The 583-nt window shown below is 47.0% G+C and carries 1 protein-coding gene; it reads right to left on the reverse strand.

Annotated features, from left to right (window positions below):
• Positions 1-583 (reverse strand): adenosine deaminase family protein (locus R7040_RS28370; protein WP_411978228.1); only part of this gene is annotated, 583 nt, incomplete at both ends.

Below are 583 nucleotides of genomic sequence, written 5' to 3' on the forward strand. Positions count from 1 at the left end.
ATTGGATGTGCTTGATTCACTGCAAGGAAGTTATCGGTCATGTAGCCACCAAAGTAAACGGGGTCATCAGAGTTAATGGTTACCGCCACGCCTTTACGCAGAAGCTCTACGATGTTGTGCTGTCCCATTTCATCAAACACGCAAAGTTTGATGTTAGACAGTGGGCAAACAGTCAGTGGCATTTTGGTTTCAATCAGAGACTCCACTAGAGCTTCATCTTCTACGCAGCGAACGCCGTGATCAACGCGGCTCACTTCCAACATTTCAATCGCGTCGGTAATATTTTGTGCTGGTCCTTCTTCTCCGGCATGTGCCACGGTAAGCAAGCCTGCCTCTTTCGCTTTCTGGAAGACACGTAAAAACTTAGCTGGTGGATGGCCTTTTTCTGATGAATCTAGCCCCACTCCAATGATTTTATCGCGATGCTTTAAAACAGATTGCAGTGTATCCATCGCGCTTTCTTCTGACAAATGACGAAGGAAACAAGCGATGATCTGCGATGTGATGCCTAATTTTTCGCGGCCATCTGTCAGCGCTCTAGAAATGCCGTTGAGTACGGTGTCGAAGTTAATGCCACGTTCAG

This window comes from Vibrio sp. 1069 (genome assembly GCF_033340555.1).